Annotated in this window: 16 protein-coding genes and 1 riboswitch; of the genes, 6 read left to right on the forward strand and 10 right to left on the reverse strand. The window is 51.2% G+C overall.

All coding sequences use genetic code 11. The annotated features are described in order from the left end of the window. Positions 1-41 precede the first annotated feature (41 nt). On the forward strand, positions 42-1,010 hold the full coding sequence (locus EDM56_RS12340) for an ATP-dependent DNA ligase (RefSeq protein WP_122918188.1): 969 nt from the start codon (positions 42-44) through the stop codon (positions 1,008-1,010). On the opposite strand, the gene EDM56_RS12345 is transcribed toward EDM56_RS12340, so the two are convergent. The 3 genes from EDM56_RS12345 to EDM56_RS12355 are packed head-to-tail and all read right to left on the reverse strand — an operon-like array spanning position 988 to position 4,252. Further along, on the reverse strand, positions 988-2,103 hold the full coding sequence (locus tag EDM56_RS12345) for an SEC-C metal-binding domain-containing protein (RefSeq protein ID WP_183192406.1): 1,116 nt from the start codon (positions 2,101-2,103) through the stop codon (positions 988-990). The two genes, EDM56_RS12340 and EDM56_RS12345, sit on opposite strands and share 23 nt — an antisense overlap. 47 nt (positions 2,104-2,150) lie before the next feature. Continuing rightward, a complete protein-coding gene (locus tag EDM56_RS12350) occupies positions 2,151-2,948 on the reverse strand; it encodes a carbon-nitrogen hydrolase family protein (protein ID WP_122918190.1) in 798 nt (265 codons plus the stop codon). Beyond that, positions 2,945-4,252 (reverse strand): sigma-54 interaction domain-containing protein, encoded by a 1,308-nt coding sequence (locus EDM56_RS12355; protein WP_122918191.1) that lies wholly within the window; start codon positions 4,250-4,252, stop codon positions 2,945-2,947. The genes EDM56_RS12350 and EDM56_RS12355 overlap by 4 nt, the downstream gene beginning before the upstream one ends. A 279-nt stretch (positions 4,253-4,531) precedes the next feature. On the opposite strand from EDM56_RS12355, the gene EDM56_RS12360 reads away from it, so the two are divergent. The 3 genes from EDM56_RS12360 to EDM56_RS12370 all read left to right on the forward strand — a co-directional run bounded on the left by EDM56_RS12360 (position 4,532) and on the right by EDM56_RS12370 (position 8,635). Continuing rightward, positions 4,532-5,326 carry a carbon-nitrogen hydrolase family protein gene (locus EDM56_RS12360; protein ID WP_122918192.1) on the forward strand — a complete coding sequence of 265 codons (795 nt, stop codon included), beginning with the start codon at positions 4,532-4,534 and terminating at the stop codon, positions 5,324-5,326. Positions 5,327-5,347: 21 nt separating this feature from the next. Next, entirely contained in the window at positions 5,348-6,694 is a 1,347-nt protein-coding gene (locus EDM56_RS12365) for an APC family permease (RefSeq protein ID WP_122918193.1), read from the forward strand. Between the two features lie 150 nt (positions 6,695-6,844). Beyond that, positions 6,845-7,039, forward strand: a riboswitch (Lysine riboswitch). A 117-nt stretch (positions 7,040-7,156) separates the two neighbouring features. Then, positions 7,157-8,635, forward strand: coding sequence for an amino acid permease (locus EDM56_RS12370; protein ID WP_122918194.1), 1,479 nt, complete (start codon positions 7,157-7,159; stop codon positions 8,633-8,635). Positions 8,636-8,710: 75 nt separating this feature from the next. On the opposite strand, the gene EDM56_RS12375 is transcribed toward EDM56_RS12370, so the two are convergent. Continuing rightward, on the reverse strand, positions 8,711-10,087 hold the full coding sequence (locus EDM56_RS12375) for a putative bifunctional diguanylate cyclase/phosphodiesterase (RefSeq protein WP_122918195.1): 1,377 nt from the start codon (positions 10,085-10,087) through the stop codon (positions 8,711-8,713). 209 nt (positions 10,088-10,296) lie between these two features. Between EDM56_RS12375 and EDM56_RS12380 the strand changes: the two genes are divergently transcribed. Continuing rightward, positions 10,297-10,692 carry a hypothetical protein gene (locus tag EDM56_RS12380; RefSeq protein WP_122918196.1) on the forward strand — a complete coding sequence of 132 codons (396 nt, stop codon included), beginning with the start codon at positions 10,297-10,299 and terminating at the stop codon, positions 10,690-10,692. A gap of 72 nt (positions 10,693-10,764) precedes the next feature. Here the strand turns inward: EDM56_RS12380 and pstB are convergent, their stop codons facing one another. The 6 genes from pstB to EDM56_RS12410 form a co-directional block, all read right to left on the reverse strand. Next, positions 10,765-11,517 carry a phosphate ABC transporter ATP-binding protein PstB gene (gene pstB, locus EDM56_RS12385; protein WP_122918197.1) on the reverse strand — a complete coding sequence of 251 codons (753 nt, stop codon included), beginning with the start codon at positions 11,515-11,517 and terminating at the stop codon, positions 10,765-10,767. A 15-nt stretch (positions 11,518-11,532) separates the two neighbouring features. After that, positions 11,533-12,417: a phosphate ABC transporter permease PstA gene (pstA, locus tag EDM56_RS12390; protein ID WP_122918198.1), complete on the reverse strand. Its 885-nt coding sequence runs from the start codon at positions 12,415-12,417 to the stop codon at positions 11,533-11,535. Next, positions 12,418-13,374 (reverse strand): phosphate ABC transporter permease subunit PstC, encoded by a 957-nt coding sequence (gene pstC, locus EDM56_RS12395; RefSeq protein ID WP_122918199.1) that lies wholly within the window; start codon positions 13,372-13,374, stop codon positions 12,418-12,420. 114 nt (positions 13,375-13,488) lie between these two features. Next, positions 13,489-14,349, reverse strand: coding sequence for a phosphate ABC transporter substrate-binding protein (locus EDM56_RS12400; protein ID WP_122918200.1), 861 nt, complete (start codon positions 14,347-14,349; stop codon positions 13,489-13,491). Positions 14,350-14,377: 28 nt separating this feature from the next. After that, on the reverse strand, positions 14,378-15,526 hold the full coding sequence (locus EDM56_RS12405) for an alpha/beta hydrolase (protein WP_122918201.1): 1,149 nt from the start codon (positions 15,524-15,526) through the stop codon (positions 14,378-14,380). Between the two features lie 135 nt (positions 15,527-15,661). Next, a complete protein-coding gene (locus tag EDM56_RS12410) occupies positions 15,662-16,324 on the reverse strand; it encodes a response regulator transcription factor (protein WP_122918202.1) in 663 nt (220 codons plus the stop codon). Positions 16,325-16,748: 424 nt separating this feature from the next. Here EDM56_RS12410 and EDM56_RS12415 point away from each other — a divergent pair, with 424 nt between their 5' ends. Next, entirely contained in the window at positions 16,749-19,697 is a 2,949-nt protein-coding gene (locus tag EDM56_RS12415; RefSeq protein ID WP_246009365.1) for an S-layer homology domain-containing protein, read from the forward strand. Positions 19,698-19,762: the final 65 nt, after the last annotated feature.

The raw sequence follows: 19,762 nt of genomic DNA on the forward strand, positions 1-19,762 counted from the left end.
GGGAACCATGACGAGAGTGAAGCGAATGCGGAGGCGATGCTATGGAAATAAAGCCTGTCATTCCGTTTGAACCGGTCACGGTCAGTGCGCTGCCGACAAGCTCTGACTGGGTGGCGCAAATCAAGTGGGACGGCGTCAGGATGTTGACTTATTTTGATGGAAAGGAAGTTCGGCTGGTCAACCGCAAAGTAAATGACCGTACCATGCAGTACCCCGAGTTCCTCGACATATCCCGGTATTGCCGCGCATCATCGGTCATTCTCGACGGGGAATTCATTGCGTTTGACAGCAGCCGTCCCTCATTTCACGAAATCATGAAACGGGACAGCCTGCGCAAGGAACAGAGAATCCCGCTGGCGGTCAAGCAAACACCCGTTACATATATGATCTTTGACCTCTTGTACGCAAATGGCGACTGGGTGACGGAAAAGCCGCTGAAAGAACGGCAGCAGCTGCTCGCAGACATTATCATCCCTCAGCCGAATGTCCAGGTCGTGCAAAACGTGACGGACGCAGAGGCGCTTTACACGGTGATGAAACAGCATCAGATGGAAGGAATCGTCTGCAAAGATTTGAACAGCACATACATGATCAACGGGAAAGATAGGCGCTGGCAAAAGAAAAAAATCTTTCTGGACCATTATGCCGCAATCGGCGGATTCACCAGGCGCAATGGCATGATGAACGCGCTCCTGCTCGGGCTGTTTGACGCAAAAGGAGATTTTCGTTATATCGGCAGTGCGGGGATCGGAAAAATCGGCAAAGACGAGTGGCGCAAGCTCGAACAAGATATGGCCCCCCTGCCCGATAAGCCGTTTGTCAATCAGCCGGATCAAAGCAGGGACGCCGTATGGACAAAGCCTCAGTTCGTGGTAAAAGTGGAATTTTTGGAGTGGACGCCGGCCGCCACGATGCGGCAGCCCGTCATTCAAGCGATCGTGCAAATGCCTGTGGCTGATTGCAGGTTTGACCAGCATCCGGAAGGGATCATGCCTGGCAGCATTTCTTGAATTTTTTGCCGCTGCCGCATGGGCAAGGATCGTTTCTCCCAATCTTCTGGGAAGACAGTGCGGCAGAGGTGGTTTGTGGACGATTTGCCGAGAGTTCGTACGGCGCATATCCTTTGAGCGCCCACTGCCTCGTATGATTGTTTAGCTTCACAAGATGGTCCATGAAGCGATGCAAGAGCCCGATATCATCGATTTCTAATTGTGATTGGAGCACAGCCATAATGTCGTTCACCGCAACGCCCAGCTGGATGTCGTACACGCACTCCCCAACCAGCTCTTCTGCCTCTATAGTCGTTACCTGATAATTCGCCTTGATGAACTGAACAAACGACCGGAAGCTGGCATTGTGGTCCTCATATTCCGGCTCCCCAGCTAGCAGCAGTTGTGCCTTGGTAAACGGATAATAGTCAAGATCAGTCCTTGCTCGATGCTTTGCCAGAACATCTTGCGGACGGTCGACCAGCACGTTTGAAACGGTAGTGCCTTCAATCTGGATTTCATCGTAAAGCATTGCCGCTCCCTTTAAAAGCGCGGAGCAATCCTCCATGGACAACTGTGTGCCACTATGCCGCTGTACCATCTCGATCAGCTGGCTTACTTCCAGACAGCCGTAGTAAAAAACCAATCCCTGCGACAGCTTGATCCATTCCGTGTTCGCGCGTACTTTTTCGCGATAGACGGCTGAATCCGTCGTTTTGAAGCAAGCGATCACTTCTGCCGGCATCACAAGTACAGCCTTGTCGCCATGCATCCATGGAAACAACAACCCACGCTCCATAAAAAAGGCAGCCTGCGATGTCGTCCATTTCTTGCTGACCTCGGTCACACCTCCACGGTCCACCGTTTGCTTGATCAGCTTGTAGCCTGTCTCATCCAGTCTGTCGAATTGGACTGGCAACGCATCGGGCAGCGCTTGGCAGAGTGCCGCGACCAGCTCGTCTTTTTTCAGTGAGCTTGCGCCTTTCAACCCCCAGTTCATTCGAATTTTCGTCAATTCATGCTTCGGCAGTGCCCCAAGACAAGCGGCTGCTGCAATGCCCCCTTCAACCGTTGACATTGCCGTTTGTTTGGATTTAGTCAGTTGTTTCCCCACTGGCATTCCATCCTTATCGTTCATTTTTACACATGCAAGCTGCGCGTCTAATAACGCTGTTCCTTTTGATACACCGAATGGCGTCGATTGTTCAAATAATCAAGTAGCGGCTGCTCCTGGTTGATCTCCTCCAAATTGAGCACACAAACGGGAATGCTTTCGTTATTGCCCGCTTTGTATACGGTGAAACCGCTCGGGTGCACGACCTGGCTTTCACCAAAAAAGACATTTTCGCTGTCCAGACCGACCATGTTTGCTGCTGCCGTGAACAGGTGGTTTTCCAATGCCCGCGCATGCAAATAAATGTCTTGATAGTGCTGGTATGGAATCATGTTAGCTGCGAGCACCAGGATCAGGTCGGCTTCCCCGAGCGCAAGCACCCGCGCCGCCTCCGGAAATTCCATGTCATAGGTGATCATGAGGCCGATTTTCCCCTCCGGCAAAGTAAAAACCGGCAGGATATCGCCTGGCGCAAACCATTCCTTCTCTTTGTGGTACAAATGAACTTTGCGGTATTTGCCGATGATCTCTCCGTGTTTTCCGATAAACAGGGCGCAGTTGTATAGCTTATCTCCTTCACGCTCGGGGAAGCCGACAATCGCACCCACCCGAAATCGTTTCGCATGCTCGCGAATCCGCATGATGCTGGGACCGTCTTCGGTTTCCGCCATCAGCAGCAGCTGGTCGCTCATATCATAGCCGGTCAAATAGAGCTCGGGAAAAAGAACGTAGTCCGCTTTTTTCTCGGCAGCCTCCTCCAAAGCTTGCAAGATCCGCTGCAAATTCAGCTCCTTGTTCCGCAGCTCGCATCGCAGCTGAGCCAGCGCAATCGAGATTGTGCTCATCGTTTTTTACTCCTTTTATTCGCACCAGAAGCGTCCTCCCGGCGATATTCCTTCAGTTTTTTGGCGATGGTGGACTGATCCACCTGCAGTGCTTCTGCCGCGCGGTACGTATTTTCGTACAAATCGTAGGCGCGCAGGATCAACTCTTTCTCCAACTGCTTCTTGGCTTCCTTCAAGGACGGCAGCTGCTTGCCTGGCAATTCAAGCGGAAAGTCCGAATCGCAAGTCCCGATTGTCTCCTTCCACAGCTCTTCTGTATCTTCACAATACGTGACAACCATTCGCTCGACCATGTTTTCCAGCTCGCGAACATTACCTGGCCACTCATGCGCAAGCAAAGACTCCTGCACCTGCTGCGAGAGAAAAAACTGGCGGCCGTACCGTCGGTTGAACGTGTCCACAAACAGCTGGGCCATCGGCACGATTTCCTCCCGGCGCTCACGCAGCGGCGGAATGGTCAGCGGCACCACATGCAAGCGGTAGTACAAGTCTTCGCGGAAGCTTTTTTGGGCGACCAGCTGTTTGAGATCTTTGTTCGTCGCGGCCACGATACGGATATTCGCCTTTTTCACTTCAACGCTGCCCACTTTGCGAAACGTATTCTCCTGCAGCACTTCCAACAGCTTGGACTGCACGTGATAGGGCAGCTCGGCGATTTCATCGAGAAAAATCGTACCGCCTTCGGCTGTCTCCAAAAGCCCCCGTTTCCCCTCAGCCTTGCCGCCGGTAAAGGTGCCCGCCTCATAGCCAAACAGCTCCGCTTCGATCAAGCTGTCCGGCAGCGCACCGCAATTCACTGCCACAAACGGCCGCCCGCTTCGGGAGCTAACTTGGTGGATCATCCGTGCCAGCATGGTTTTTCCGACACCCGATTCGCCCAGCAAAAGCACGGTCGAATCAACATTGGCGATCTTGTGTATAATATCAATGATTTTTTTCATTTTTGGCGAGCGAATCAGCGCATTACGTTCAAGCTGAAGCCGATCTTCTTCATTCGGCTCCATCTGGATCATGTCCAGTCTGCTGATGACCAGCAAATAATCAAGCGTCATCACCTGGCGTGGAAGCTTGACGATGGATAAGAGAAGCGTTCGTCCGCTTGGCGTATGCATAACCGTCAAGGTGTTGTTCAGATTGGGAGCAGCCTCGACGACGCGCTCCCACGGCAGCTCCATGACATGCATGCCGACCGTAGCGAACGGTTCCGGCGAAATCCCGAACACGTCTGCCGCTTCCCCTTGCCAGCTCAGCACTTGATTGTGATGGTCGACGTAAATCACCATCATATTCGTTGAATGGACCATTGGCACTCCTGTCCTCTTCTCTCCTGCAGGAATTGATGATTTTTTTCATCTTCGATGATAATTTTCATGAACATTCGCGTAATCATTGATAATCGAGCGCGCAAACTCTATTAAACTACATTTTGATGATTTTTTTCATCGAACAATATGTTCATTGTAGCAAAAAACGTGATGAAATCAATCCTTCTGCTTTTGGCACAGCGCTTGCATTTATGCAAGACAAGCACGATAGACGTAAAAGCACTTTTGTTTCATTCCCACCAAGAAGGAGGTCCATCCATGCGCATCGCCATGGCTCAATTCGCCCCGCACCTCGGGGACAAAGAAGCGAACATTCATCTCATGACCCATTACCTAAACCAAGCCAAAACGCAGCAAGCCGACCTCGTCATTTTTCCTGAACTAGCTCTTACCGGCTATTCGGTCGGCGAGCAGTTGGGTACGATTGCAGAAACGACGGAAGGCCCGTCCCTTGCAACGTTTAAGGAACGGTGTAAAGAACTGGGCATCGCCGCACTCGTCTCCTTTCCCGAGCGAAATGGGAACCGCTTTCATATTTCGAGCGCCTATATTGACGAGGACGGAACAATCGCGGGTGTCTACCGCAAAACCCATCTCTTCAGCTCCGAGCTGGATTATTTTACGCCGGGCGATGAGTGGCCCGTCTTTTCAACCAAGCACGGCAAAATCGGCATGATGATCTGTTACGATCTGGAGTTTCCAGAGGTTGCCCGGCTCCTGCGCTTGAACGGTGCAGAACTGATCCTGGTCAGCACCGCAAACATGGTGCCGTATCAAAACTACCAAAATATCTACATGCAAAGCCGCGCGATGGAGAATGAAGTTCCCCTTGCAATCTGCAATCGGCTTGGCACGGAAGGTGATCTGATCTTTTTCGGCCATAGCATGGCGGTTGACCATGAAGGCAGAATCGTACTGCACATGGGGGATAAAGAAGACGTACAGACAGCGGACATTTCCCTTAACAGCGAGAAAGATACGAAGCTGAATTATGCGGGCAACCTGCACCCGTTGATTCGCCAATCCTTGCTGACCTCTTTGAAACGCACCTAATCTAGGAAAGGATGAGTCTTGATGGAACAGAATCATTCTTCTTCACTCAAGCGGACATTGACTTTGACTCCGCTTGTCTTGTTTGGACTAGCCTATATGGCCCCGATGATCGTTTTTGGCATTTATGGCGTGCTGGCTGAATCAACGCATGGCCTGGTTGCCACCGCCTATGTGATCGCGCTGATCGCGATGCTGGTGACGGCCTACAGCTATGGGCAAATGGTACGAGCCTATCCGGTATCCGGTTCCGCTTACACCTATACGCGCAAGTCAATCCATCCCAACCTCGGCTTCCTAGTCGGCTGGTCCGTCCTGCTCGATTACGTCTTTTTGCCGATGGTCATCTGGCTGATCGGCAGCGTTTATCTGCAGGCCGCGTTTCCTACCGTACCGACCTGGATTTGGATCATCGCCTTTATCGTCATCACCACGGCAATTAATATGATCGGGATTCAAGTCACGGCCAATGTCAACTTTCTCATGATGCTATTTCAATTTCTCGTTATTTTGCTGTTCTTGATTTTCTCGATTTACAGCTTGCTGCACGGAAAAGGAATGGGCACGCTGTTTTCGGCAGATCCGTTCTTCAACGGACAGGTTCCGATTACGACTGTGCTGGCGGGTGCGGCGGTCGCTTGTTATTCCTTCCTTGGCTTTGATGCGGTCTCCACGCTCTCAGAGGAAACGATCGATCCGGAAAAAACCATCCCGCGCGCCATCATGCTGATCGCGCTCTTAGGCGGGGCCATTTTTATCGTCGCCTCGTATTTCAGCTATTTAGTGTTCCCGGATTACACCAAATTCACCGATATCGATTCTGCTGGCTTCGAGATAGCCCGGTTTATCGGCGGCAACCTGTTCAGCGCGCTTTTCATCGCCGGGCTGATCACCGCTCAATTCGCTTCCGGCTTGTCGGCGCAAGCCAGCGCGGCACGCATGCTGTTTGCCATGGGACGCGACTCGGTGCTGCCAAAACGCATCTTCGGCTTTATTTATGAGAAATACAGAACCCCGCTCTTCAATTTGTTCATCATCGCGATTATCGGGTTGCTGGCTTTAGTCATGGACGTCTCCACATCCACGTCCTTCATCAATTTCGGTGCTTTCGTAACGTTTACGTTCGTCAATTTTTCGGTCATCGGGCATTATTACTTCAGGGAACGCCAGCGCGGCGGCGGCAACTTTTTCCGATACTTGCTAATCCCGCTTATCGGCGGCTTGCTCGATTTGTGGCTTTTGGTCAACCTCGATATCCATGCCATCACACTCGGCTGTATCTGGGCGGTAATTGGAATCGTGTATTTGTTCTTCCTGACCGATTTCTTCCGGAAAGAACCGCCAGAGCTTTCGTTTGAAGAGGAAAAGTAAAAGTAGCCCTCCTGTTACACAAGCAGGAGGGCTTTACTATGGTCTTCATTAGTCGTCAGCAACCAAGATCCTAATTATTTCTATTGAAAAAAATTTTAATTCAGTTATACTTTCTTACATACAAATGCATAGCTTTATCCTCATCACGTTCGATGAGGTAGAGGTCGCGGCTTTTATCAGTATGTTGCACGAGGTCCAGAGAAAGATCAGAGACTGCAATAGAAAGGAAACGCCGCCGAAGTCTTGTTTGTCACTCTGGACAAGCGGGCTGGGGCTGTACTCGAAAGGGGCAGAACTGTCACGTTTGCTTTACGCCTGAAGCAAACGTGTTGTGCTATCTTCAGTGAAGGTTTGGTGGGGATTTGTAACGATACCGTTCTATCCTTTGATGACGGTATTTTTTATTGCTCCGGCCTCCTTCTCAGCAACAAAATCTATTTGAGAGGTTGTGACCGTACTCACATGGCAACACCGCAAGCACCACGACATACTACTGGCACCGCACCGCAGCTGAAACGCGGTCTGCAGGCGCGCCACCTGACGATGATTTCGCTGGGAGGCTCCATCGGAACAGGCTTGTTTTTGGCAAGCGGCGCTTCCATTCACGATGCTGGACCGGGCGGCGCGCTCGTCGCATATCTGGCCATCAGCATCATGGTTTACTTTTTGATGACGAGCTTGGGCGAAATGGCGACCTTTATGCCAGTAGCCGGCTCCTTCTCCACCTATGCCACCAAATTCGTCGATCCGTCGCTCGGATTTGCACTCGGCTGGAATTATTGGTACAACTGGGCGATTACGATCGCCGTCGAAATATCAGCAGGCGCACTTATTATGAAATTTTGGTTTCCATCTGTCCCCTCACTCGTCTGGAGCGCTTTGTTTTTGCTTCTGATGTTTGCTTTGAACTACATGTCTGTCAAGGCGTACGGCGAGGCCGAATATTGGTTTGCCCTGATTAAAGTGGTTACTGTCATTGTCTTTATCGTACTGGGCTTGCTGATGATTTTCGGCATCATGGGCGGCGAAGCAGTAGGGTTCAAAAACTTCACCGTTGGCGATGCACCGTTCAACGGCGGCTTTATGGCGATTCTTGGCATCTTTATGGTGGCAGGCTTCTCGTTCCAAGGAACTGAGCTTGTCGGGATCGCCGCAGGGGAAAGTGAAAATCCGCGCCAAAACGTGCCGAAAGCGATTCGCCAAATCTTTTGGCGCATCTTGCTCTTCTATATTCTCGCCATTCTCGTAATTGGTCTCCTGATTCCGTATACGACGGAAAACCTGGTGAATGGAAATATTGAAGACGTGGCGATGAGTCCGTTCACGCTTGTCTTCCAGAAAGCCGGACTCGCGTTCGCCGCTTCCGCTATGAACGCGGTCATTCTTACCTCCGTCCTGTCGGCAGGGAACTCGGGCATGTACGCATCGACTCGCATGCTGTTCGAACTGGCCAAAGACGGCAAGGCACCGAAATGGTTCATGAAGCTGAACCGCGGCGGTGTTCCGATCAACGCGCTTCTCGTCACCACCGTAATCGGCATGGCAGCATTTCTCGCTTCCTTGTTCGGTGACGGCACAGTTTACATCTGGCTCTTGAATGCATCTGGTATGTCCGGCTTCATCGCTTGGCTCGGCATCGCGGTCAGCCACTACCGGTTCCGCAAGGCATATCAGCTGCAAGGACGCAACCTGTCGGCGCTGCCATACCGGGCGAAATGGTTCCCGTTCGGACCGATCTTTGCGTTTATCGTCTGCTGCATCGTCATCATCGGCCAAAACTACACCGCCTTTACCGGCAGTGAAATCGACTGGAACGGCATCCTGGTTTCCTATATCGGACTTCCGCTGTTCCTCTTGACCTGGTTGATTTACAAATGGGTGAAAAAGACGAAAGTGGTCCGATTGGAAGACTGCGAATTTCGCGAATGGAATAACGATTAAAATGAAAGAAGACGACCTGCCAAAAGGTCGTCTTTTTTGTATAGGAGCGTCATTGGCCCTGCTTTTATCCATTTTCTACGTGCGTGCTTCTGATTTGAGCGCGTGTGGCTTGTAACGGAGGATGGCAAACAAATGCGGCAGCTCTTCATACGGGAGCGGCTTGCTCACCAGGCTTCCTTGCATGTAATCACAGCCGAGCGCGCGCAAATAATGGAGCTGCTCGTACGTTTCCACACCAGCGGCCGTCACGGGCAACCCGAGCTTGTGCCCCAGTGTGATCAGCGACTGGATGATCGTGTTGCCAGTTTTGTCTGCTCCGATCTCCCCAATGAAAAGCGGATCGATTTTGAGCCGATGAATAGGTAGCTGCTTCAATGAATGAAGCGATGCATACCCTTTGCCAAAATCGGCTAGACAAAGCGTCACGCCTATCGCCCGCAGCTCCTCCCCCAGCTCGTTGTGTACATCTCCGCCCGTGCACAGCTCATGCTCTCTCACTTCCAACACAAGTGAATCGGGCGTCATCCCGGTTGCCCGCAGTACACGTTTCACTTCTTCCCAAAAGGCCGGCTGCTTGAGTGATTTGAGCGAGATTGGGATTGCGATGACAGAGTGCGGAAGATGCAGCTTCTGGATCTCTCTGTTTTTTTCACATGCCTCTTTGAGCATCCACTCCTCAATCTCCCACATCAACCCGGCATCGGCTGCAATCAGGAGAAGCTCATCTGCCAAAACCGTGCCTGCCTCCGGGTGCTCCCACCGGATCGATGCTGCAAAGCCACGGATGTCTCCGCCAGGCAACGCAAATTGCGGCTGAAAGGATAAGACAAATTCGTTCCGCTGCAAGGCACCGTCGATGTGTTCCTCCAGCATGGCTCTGCGCTTGACCGCCTGGTTCATTTCCTGCGAGTAGTGCAACGCATGATTTCTCCCCGTTTCTTTCGCCTGCAGCAATGCCGTGTCCGCATTCTTCAATAGCTCGATGCTGTTGTCGCCATTGTATGGATAAAGCGCTGTTCCCGCGCTGAACGTCACTTTCACCGGTATTCCTTTGACGAAAAATCCTTTTGAAAAAAGCCCGTAAATGCGCTCCACCAGTCGGGCCAGCTCGTTTTTGCTCGCGACATCTTCAAAAATGATGCCGAATCGGTCCGCTCGGATTCGGCTAACCGTTCCTGCCTCTTTTACATATCGCTGTAAGGTATAGCTGATTTTGCGCAGCAACTCATCTCCAAACAAGCTGCCTCTCGCTTCGTTGATACGTTCAAAATGGTCCAAATCGAGCATGACGACAGCAATGCCCGCATCTTTTCGCCTTGCTTTATAAACCAGTTTGTTCAACTGCTTGACCAGCCGGGTGCGGTTCGGCAATCCCGTCAAAGAATCGCACTGTCCTACGACCTGACAGACTACATACAAAATGACACCTATTACAAGAATGCTCTCGATCATTGTTGCGCCCCCTGAACATATAACTCCCGGCTATCATTATGCATAAGAGGCATTAGAAAAGTTCTGTTAAGAATGTGAGGAATCTATGAAGTTCCTTAACATTTTCCCCGCATATAGGAAAGCGTTTTTGTCCCTCAAATTTTACAATGGGGTCCGCTGTCTTATGCTATGCTGATGATAGATATGATCATTGGACAGTAGGATGGCTAATGTCCGAAACGATGCTTGCCCTCATTCTCAAACGACTTGAAGTGCTGGATGAGCTAAAACAGATCGTCTTCTCACTGCGAGATGGTCAGGAAGAGATTCGAGCGGAAATGGAAGGCCTAGCTGTATCACTTTCGGTAGGGGAAATCGCGGGGAGAGTGACCGCGATCGAGAGTGAGATGCGTGTGATGAAAGCAGATATTGCCGAGCTGAGAACCGATGTCGCGCAGCTCAAACAAGATGTCTCTAACTTGAAAAACGAAGTTGCCGAGCTCAAACAAGACGTCGCCGAGCTGAAAAACGGTCAGCTTCGGCAGAACGACATGCTCGCTACCCTCTCCTATCGTACCCTCGATCATGAAACGCAGCTCCGCAATCTACGCCGAACCGCAAACTAAACCGTTCATTACGAGCAATAAAAAAACAGCGCAGCCATCATCGCAAACTCCCGATGACCACTGCGCTTTTGCTTATCCGAATCGACCAGAAATATAATCTTCCGTACGCTTGTCGACTGGGTTTTGATAGATGCTGGAGGTCCGGTCATATTCGACCAGTTCACCATTTAAAAAGAAACCGGTGGATTGTGAGATGCGCGCCGCCTGCTGCATGTTATGCGTAACGATCACGATCGTATACGACTTTTGCAATTCACCGAGCAGCTCCTCAATTTTGGCTGTCGAAATCGGGTCCAGAGCGGACGTCGGTTCATCCATCAGCAAAATTTCCGGATTGATCGACAAAGCTCTGGCGATACACAGCCGCTGTTGCTGCCCGCCCGATAAGCCATACGCCGGTTTTTTCAGCATATCTTTTACTTCATCCCACAACGCGCCTTTTTTCAGGCTGGTCTCAACGATTTCATCGAGTGTGGAACGCTTCGTGATCCCATGCAACCGTGGCCCGTACGCCACGTTATCATAGATGCTTTTCGGAAATGGATTGGGCTGCTGGAACACCATGCCCACATTTCTCCGCAGCAGCTCTGTGCCGATCTCGGTTTGGTAAATATCCACACCAGAAATTTTCACCTGACCGCTGATCGTGACCCCGGCGATCATGTCGTTCATCCGGTTCAACGTCCGTAAATATGTCGACTTTCCGCACCCTGACGGCCCGATCAAGGCCACAATGCTCCGCTCCTCGATGTCCATCCGGATTTTTTTCAACGCATGATGCTTTCCATAATGTAAGTCCAAATCTCTCACTTCAATGATTGGCACAGTACAAGTCGCTCCTTAGCGCATTTTGAATTTGCGTTCACTGATCCATACCGGAATTCGCAAAAGGAAATTGAGCAGCAGCACGACAAACACCAGGACTGCTGCCGATTTGTCCGCGATTTCCCGCGCGTCCTCGACGATCGCTTCCGATTGGACATACCACAGGTGGACCGCCAGTGTTTCCCCGGGCGAGAACAGGGAGAAATCCCACATCGCCCCGGATGTCGTCGTTCCCGCTGTCAAGATGATCACAGCAGACTCCCCGTACGCTCGACCGGCCACAAGGGAAATCCCCGTGATGATGCCGCTCAGCGCCGCTGGCAGAACGACCGTGCGGATGCACTGAAATTTGGTCGCTCCCATCGCATAGGAAGCCTCACGCAGTTCTTTCGGCACCGCGCGGATCGATTCTTCTGTCACCCGCGTTAGCACGGGCAAATTGAGAAACGCCAAGCTTACAGCACCGCCGATGATGGTGAGGCCGACCTGAAAATAACCAACGAACAGCGCCAAGCCGAACAAGCCGAAGACGATCGACGGTACCGATGCGAGGCTTTCCACGCACATGCGAATGAAGCCCGTGAACCGATTGGAAGGCGCGTATTCCGCCAAGTAAATCCCCGCCCCGATGCCGATCGGCAGCGAGCACAGCAAGGATAGCGCCAAGACATAAAAAGAGTTGAACAAGACAGGTCCGATACCGCCGCCTGCATCAATCTCTTCCGGCAGCTTGATCAAGAAATCCCACGTGATTGTGGGCAAGCCTTTGCTCAAAATCGTATAAAGCAGCCAACCGACCAGCGTGATTGCCCCGATCCCCATCGCCCAGAACAAAATGGTCGCTATGCGGTCAAGAAAGCGGGAAAAGCCGTTTTTGCGAGAAAGCACTTGTTTGCTCATTTACGCAGTCTCTCCTTTAGGGCGAATCAGACGAATGATGGCAATCAACACGAGAGAAAGGAACAAGAGCAAAAAGGCCATCATGTACAACGAATAGTTCCACGTGGAATCAAACGGTACATTGGAAATCTGCATGACAATGTTGCTCGTCAAAACCGATGTAGGCACAAACAAACCCGTCGCCAGCTGCGCCGTATTGCCGATGACCATGACCACAGCCATCGTCTCGCCCAGCGCGCGCGCCATCCCCAAGATGATTGCTGTTACAATCCCTTTTCGCGCCGCCGGCAAGACGACACCAAAAATCATTTGCGTGCGCGTTGCGCCAAGCGCATAGGCTGCGTGGCGATATTTCCCGGGAACGAAGCTGATTGAATCGTCGCTAATCCGCGTGATCGTGGGCAAAACCATGATCGCCAAAACGAGCGCTGCTGCCAAAATCCCGTCCCCCATCTCTTGCCCCGTCACTTCACGGATGAACGGAATCAAGACGGTCAATCCCAAATAGCCATATACGACCGACGGAATCCCGACCAACAGATCGAGTACGGGACGCAGAATGCGTTTGACCCAGGTCGGTGCGATTTCCGACAAAAAGATGGCGATCCCGAGCGATAGCGGCGTCGCGATCAATAAGGTCAGTGCCGTCAGCACCAACGTGCCGAAAATGAAAAGAAATGCACCGAACTGATTGTTTTCCGGCACCCATTCGGCCGAAAACAAAAAGGTCGTGAGCGGTACTTCCTGAAAGGTGAGAAATCCTGTTTTGCCGACGAAATAAATGATTGTAAAAAGCGTGACGCAAAGGATGAATCCGCTCCCCAGGCAAAAGAGCTTAAACAGCTGATCCGAAATGCGGGCGCGGACGGTGCGGTCCAACCACGACGTCTTCTTGCCCTGCTCTAAAGAAAAGGACGATCGCGGGTTCACCGACGCTTTTTCAACTACTTTCTCCATAACCCCTACCTCCTGCTATGTAACCACGCGGGTGACCGCTTGACTTAGAAACGCGATCAGCCCCATGTGCACTACAGGGGCTGATCGTGAACAATCGCTTGCATCGATTTTTGCTTATTTCATGCTGGCAATCGGGATGAATTTCATTTTTTTCAAAGAACCTTGTTGGAAAGCAGCGCTTTGTACGTAATCAATAAATGCTTTTGTGGCACCTGTTGGCTGGCCTTTTGTCATGTAGTAGCCGTAAGCCCAGATTGGGTATTTTTTGTTGATAACGTTATCGACGGTTGGATCAATGCCGTTGAATTTCAGTGCTTTTACATCTGCCTTTACATACACCAGGTCGATATAGCCAATTGCGTTTGGTGTTGTGCTGACCGCTGTGAACATGTCACCACTGGATTTCACTTCTTTGTAGTTCGCACCGCTCTTCATGAATTCTTTGTTGTTCAGCGCTTTGATTTGGTAGTTAACGCGTGTGCCGGAACCGAAAGCGCGGTTCACAACGATGATCGGTGCATTGGCGCCGCCAACGTCTTTCCAGTTGGTGATTTTGCCGGAGTAGATGCCTTGGAGCTGCTCGCTGGTCAGGTTGCTGACCGATACGTTTTTATTTACGATCGTAGCAAATGGGATAACTGCTACTTTGTGGGCAACCAACCCAGGAAACTTTTTGAAGCCAGGTACATCTGTCGACGCATCCCAGTCGCACGCGCCGATGTCTGCGATGCCTTTTTGCACGGATTGTGGGCCTGTTACCGAACCTGCGCCGGAAGCCGGAACCGAAACAGCTGGATTGAGCTTTTTGAATTCAAGCGCCGCCTGTTTGGTCAAGGGCAAGAGAGCTGTAGAACCAGCAACAACTACTTTGCCTGTAGCAGCCGCGTTCGCTTCAGTTGGAGCCAAACCGCCTGCAGAACCGATTAACAGGGCTGCCGTAACAGCCAAAAACGTAAGCTTTTTAAACATTTTCATGGAATAATAACTCCCTTTCTCACACCTATTATTTCGTTACGTCAACAAATTTGCCGCCAGACAAGACTGCAACTTTTTCCCCTGTTGCGGTTGCTTGCGTTACCGCGATTTGCTTGGCATCCGCAGAAACAACAACCTGGATCGTTGCATCCGGTACATCCCATTTCTTCACTTTTACGCCGCTTGCGCCATCCACTTGGTACACTGCTTTTTTGCCCGCTTTATCGGCAGCCAGTACAAACAGGTGGCCATCTGGCGTTCCGATGTTTTGCAGCACGTTTAAGTCAGTCAAAAGGTCTTTTGTTTCTTTTCCGTCCAATGTGACCAATTTCAGTACAGAAGGCTGGTTTTCTTTTTCCATATCTGCGCTGACATAAGCAACGCGCCCGTTGTGCAGCAGCGTGACGAACGATTTGTTATCGGATTTGCTTGTCAGCTGTAACGCTTTGCCATCCTTAACCGTCGTATCAAATACGAAGAGCTGCGGCTCCGTTCCGTCGAGATTCAGTTCCACTTTCGCCTGTTCAACGGATTCCACATTGTTTTCCTTGACCGAATCAGCCGTCAACATGCCATCTTTCTCAACGACGTACACCAATTTGCTGCCATCCTCGGAAACCTGCAGATCGGATTTGTAATTGACTTTGTCATCAAGCACGGCGCTCACTTTTCCGTCGGCAACCGTCAACTGCGCGATTACGTTCGCTTTATCCCCTTGGATAAAGTAGAGCTTGCTTCCGTCCTTGGACCATTGCAGATCAGCCTTGTAGCTCTTGTCCTCGCTTGCTTGCTTTGCAGTGTGAGTCGCCAAATCGACGATGAACACCAGATTGGCGTCATTGGTATACGCCGCGTATTTTCCGTCTGGGGAAACCACCAGATCAGCTGCATCGCTTGTGCCGCCAACGACCGGTGTGTATGTACCTGCTGGAACTTGGACCGTGAAGTCCTGCTTGCTCTCTTCGGTGATGTGTGTGACCAGAAGTGTGCTCGCGCCGATCCAGCGCGGCGTACTGCTGAAGCCTGCTAGCACATTGACAGGCGCAGCAGCTACTGTTTTCACGTTGACAGCTGCTGGCTTGGCCGCTTCGGCAGCATGAACCAATCCCGGGGTGACAACTGGCAAGGAGACTGCCAGCGCAGACGTAAGAATGACACCAGTGACAAAACGTTTCATCGATTCTCCTCCATATGAACAAGCATCATGATTCCATGGCTTTACTGTACAGGGCGAATATTAATGAAAATATTGGTATTTGTTAACAATTGTTAGAATTGTGTAAATCATTTATTGGAAAATACTGCACTTTCTTTAGTCGCCCTTCATATCAGAACCACTCAGATAAAAGCCTTTGTTCGTCACGGTCTTGATCCAAAGCTGTCCGTTCGACGCCTCCCCCAGCTTTTTGCGCAAATTACAAATATGCACGTCGATGACCTTGCTGGTTGCTTGGATACGATTGTCCCAAACGGAATGAATGATTTGCTCCCGGCTTGTGATCTTCTTTTGGCTTTTGACCAAGAGCTCCAACAGCTTGCTCTCAATCCTAGTCAACTGCAAGGAGTACCCTCCCCATTCAAAGGAACGCGCTTCCATATCTAAATGAATGTAAGGGCCTGGAACATGATGGGCTTCCTCCTTACGCTTGAGGATGATACGAATGCGGGTCGCCAGTTCCCGTTCGGAGCATGGCTTCACCTGATAGTCATCCGCCCCGAATGCTAAGGCATTGACCAGATCCTGCTCATCCCGCGAGTTAGTCAGCACCACAATGGAGGCATGCGGATATGCGCGCCGGTACCGAATGACCAATGGAGCTGATGTTGTACCTTGGCTGTCGATAATGATGAAGACGACCTCTGTTCTGCTCTCGGAACCTCTCTCCTTCAGCAGATGAAGGGAGTGAACTTTGAACTGCTCACGAAGCCGTTTGTACGTATTTGCTTGTCCGTCAACATAGATTCCCCTTCTCATCGAGTCCCTCCGAAATAACTTTGCATCAAAGTAAGAGTGTACCGAGAAAAGGTTAAGGTTTTTTAAACGCAGTGTGTAAAGTTTCCATATTTTTGTTAAGACGATGTTCACAATTCCGGCTGATTCTTGAAACGCCTACTTTTTCCTTCATTCGGCCTATTTCTGTAGCATCAATGCCACCTTTGGTAATCAATGGTATAATGGCTTATTAGCGGGAGGTGATATGTCGGGAAAGGATCGACTGTAAAAGAAGAAATGGCACGTTCCCATACCGTATACGAGCGGTATTCATGCATAAATCGGCTCATTGGGTCGCATCGTGCTCCTACCGTACGATCCAATCGCATGCTTTTGAGGGAACACCGCATGTCTGGCAAGACCAGCGGCGGGGAAAATGAAAATGGCAGGTGAAATTTACGTGAAAATGATCAGAATCATAGCACTGTTCGTATGTATGTGTTTATTTGCGCAGCAAGCTGTATTCGCGTATCCTGTGCTTCAACCGGCAGGCGGAGCGAAGGCTGCCGGTTCCTGGGGGAATGGGCTGCTTGCTGACGCCGCTTCCGTGACGAAGATCGCGATCCAGGGCGATTTTCGATATTCATCCTCATCCGTGACACTTAGCGTGAAAGCGTATGACAGCAACAATACCGAGCAATCCATCGGTCCCAACGATGTCACGTGGTCGACATCCGACGCAAACATCGCTGTGGTCGACTCCAAATCCGGTATCGTCTCCTTCAAGGGAAGAAACGGCGTTGTCAAGATTACCGCCAATTATTTGGGAAAAGCGTCCGATTCCGTTTCCACCACGGTAGCCAACACGGGGCTGAACGATCTTCTTTCGATCCAGATCACCGGCACCATCAGAGGCGATGAGACATCTCCAATTGCACTCGGCGCATTGGGTACGTTCAAAAATGAATCCGGTTCGATTCCGCTCTACGCGGTCACATGGACCTCAAGCGATTCCAACATCGCTTCCGTCGATCCATCAGGAGTGGTGACGCTAAATCAGAACGGAAGCGTAACAATTACTGCGGAGTACCAGGGCAAAAATGCGACCTTGAACGTTACCGTCCCTGTCACCTTAACAGCAATCGCAATCAACGAGTCGCTTGCCTACAGCACAACGCCTGTTCAACTGACGGTCCGCGGCACCTACAACAACGGCACGGCACAAAATGTGAGCGGCACAACATGGGCATCGAGCAATCCGAGCGTTGCTTCAGTGGATGGCAATGGCAGAGTCACCTTCACCGGTTTGAACGGGGCCGTCACGATCACCGCTTCCTATCAAGGAAAAACGGATAGCGTATCGACGACGGTGAACAACTCCCTATCGCTTATTTCCATCACGATTGTGCAATCTTTGTCTTACAGCGCCACACCGGTCGCACTCAGCGTTAACGGCTACTATGCAAACGGCAGCTCACAGCCGCTGGTAGGGGCAACATGGACATCGAGCAATCCGTCTGTGGCGACAGTGAACTCACTGGGGCAGGTCACTTTTACAGGAGCAAACGGCGCTGTCACCATCACCGCCTCCTATAACGGGCTGACGAATTCCGTCTCCACCATCGTGGATCGTCCATCGACCGTACAGCTTGTTTCATTGGCGATCAATACGCCATTCGCCTATAGCAATTATCCGGTTCAATTGACGCTGATCGGCGTGTATTCCGATCGTTCCACCCAAACGCTGACCAATGCGTCGTGGGCATCAAGCAGTACCGCTGTCGCCACCGTCGATGCCAACGGACTCGTGACTTTTACCGGCGCGAACGGCTCCGTCACCATCACGGCGACCCACAACGGTCTGAACACTTCCGTTTCAACGACGGTCAACCGCACCCAGGTCAATTTGACCAAAGTGACGATTTTTGGCTCGATTTCCTACAGCTCAACGCCCGAAAAGCTGGTTGCGCTCGGACATTACTCCAACAACACCACCGAGATTTTGCAAAATGCCAACTGGACCTCCAGCAACACGGATGTGGCGACCGTCAATAACAAAGGGGAGGTGACCTTCACCGGAAAGGACGGCTCCGTCACCATCACAGCGGAATACCAAGGCTTCAAGGACTCTGTCAGCACAGTGGTCACCTCGGGGGAAAAACCGACCTCAATCTCGATCACGACGTATTTTGAGTACGATGAAGATCCTTATCCATTAAAGCTGTACGCGACCTACAAAAACGGCAATCGCGTATTGGTCGACAGCAATGCGATCACATGGAGCTCAGACAATACGAGTGTCGCGAAGGTAAGCTCAAACGGCACGGTGACCTTTACCGGAAAAACGGGCCGTGTCATGATTACCGCTTCCTACAAAGGATTGACAGACTCGGTCAGCACCAAAGTCGATTCAGATACGGTGGAAAGCATCTCCATCCGGGAAAATTTCGATTACGACAACGACGACGTGGAGCTAACGGTCCGCGTCAGATACAACGATGGCTCTACAAAGGTGATCAGTTCGTCGAAAGTGACATGGTCCTCCGACAATACACGCGTAGCGAAAGTAAACTCCAAAGGGGTCGTCACCTTCACTGACAAAGAAGGAAAGGTCACCATTACCGCAAAATACGAGGGAAAAACCGATAAAGTCAAAACGACCGTAACCACCTCCGACATCCGGGACAAGGAACGGTCCAGCTCTAGCGGTTCCAGCTCCGGTTCGGGCTCCAGCTCCAGTTCGGGCTCAAGCTCCAACAATTCGAGCCGCAAACCTTTTGCCAGCTCGGTCATTGACTCCTCCTCTGTAGAATGGAACATCTCGACACTTGCGAAAAACATGAACTCGATGCGCGTAAGCGACTTCTCTGACACCGCGTACCACTGGGCACGCAAGGAGATCAAACTGGCGCGCGGCTTGAATTTGACAAAAGGCGAGCCGAACGGCACCTTCAAGCCGGACGCATTCATTACCCGCGAAGAATTCGTTGCGTTGATCTGCCGTGCCTTCCAGATCAATCCCGCATCGTACGGCAACACGTTCCGCGACACCCAAAACAGTTGGGCGAAAGGCTACATCGCCGCACTGGCAGCCAAGGGCGTGGTCAAAGGCAATCAGGACGGCACCTTCAAGCCGGAGAGTAACATCACCCGTGCCGAAATGGTCACCATCATTTCCCGCTTGCTCAATTCGCGGGAGCTACCTGATTACGGCAGCGTCTATTTCTCCGATACGCAAAATCACTGGGCGAAAGATACGATTTCGCAAATCAGCCGCGCTGGCCTGGTGAAGGGAACCGACTACAACCGGTTTGCCCCTGAAGCAAATACGACCCGCGCAGAAGCGATCGTCATTTTGCTGCGGACGCTGCGTTTGAGTCCGTCGATCAATACCGCGATCTCGTCTGTTCTGTAAACCCGACAAGTCCCCTCATTGGGGACTTGTTTTTTTGCATCAAACAAAACAAGCCGCCTCCTGCG

The sequence above is a fragment of the Brevibacillus fluminis genome, assembly GCF_003710825.1.
Taxonomy (GTDB): domain Bacteria; phylum Bacillota; class Bacilli; order Brevibacillales; family Brevibacillaceae; genus Brevibacillus_D; species Brevibacillus_D fluminis.

What these genes read in the sequence shown, in the direction of transcription:
- EDM56_RS12340 (WP_122918188.1), top strand. Translation starts at nt 42, where the DNA reads ATGGAAATAAAGCCTGTCATTCCGTTTGAACCGGTCACGGTCAGTGCG.
- EDM56_RS12350 (WP_122918190.1), bottom strand. Translation starts at nt 2,948, where the DNA reads ATGAGCACAATCTCGATTGCGCTGGCTCAGCTGCGATGCGAGCTGCGG.
- EDM56_RS12355 (WP_122918191.1), bottom strand. Translation starts at nt 4,252, where the DNA reads ATGGTCCATTCAACGAATATGATGGTGATTTACGTCGACCATCACAAT.
- EDM56_RS12360 (WP_122918192.1), top strand. Translation starts at nt 4,532, where the DNA reads ATGCGCATCGCCATGGCTCAATTCGCCCCGCACCTCGGGGACAAAGAA.
- EDM56_RS12365 (WP_122918193.1), top strand. Translation starts at nt 5,348, where the DNA reads ATGGAACAGAATCATTCTTCTTCACTCAAGCGGACATTGACTTTGACT.
- EDM56_RS12370 (WP_122918194.1), top strand. Translation starts at nt 7,157, where the DNA reads ATGGCAACACCGCAAGCACCACGACATACTACTGGCACCGCACCGCAG.
- EDM56_RS12375 (WP_122918195.1), bottom strand. Translation starts at nt 10,087, where the DNA reads ATGATCGAGAGCATTCTTGTAATAGGTGTCATTTTGTATGTAGTCTGT.
- EDM56_RS12380 (WP_122918196.1), top strand. Translation starts at nt 10,297, where the DNA reads ATGTCCGAAACGATGCTTGCCCTCATTCTCAAACGACTTGAAGTGCTG.
- pstA (WP_122918198.1), bottom strand. Translation starts at nt 12,417, where the DNA reads ATGAGCAAACAAGTGCTTTCTCGCAAAAACGGCTTTTCCCGCTTTCTT.
- pstC (WP_122918199.1), bottom strand. Translation starts at nt 13,374, where the DNA reads ATGGAGAAAGTAGTTGAAAAAGCGTCGGTGAACCCGCGATCGTCCTTT.
- EDM56_RS12400 (WP_122918200.1), bottom strand. Translation starts at nt 14,349, where the DNA reads ATGAAAATGTTTAAAAAGCTTACGTTTTTGGCTGTTACGGCAGCCCTG.
- EDM56_RS12405 (WP_122918201.1), bottom strand. Translation starts at nt 15,526, where the DNA reads ATGAAACGTTTTGTCACTGGTGTCATTCTTACGTCTGCGCTGGCAGTC.
- EDM56_RS12410 (WP_122918202.1), bottom strand. Translation starts at nt 16,324, where the DNA reads ATGAGAAGGGGAATCTATGTTGACGGACAAGCAAATACGTACAAACGG.
- EDM56_RS12415 (WP_246009365.1), top strand. Translation starts at nt 16,749, where the DNA reads ATGATCAGAATCATAGCACTGTTCGTATGTATGTGTTTATTTGCGCAG.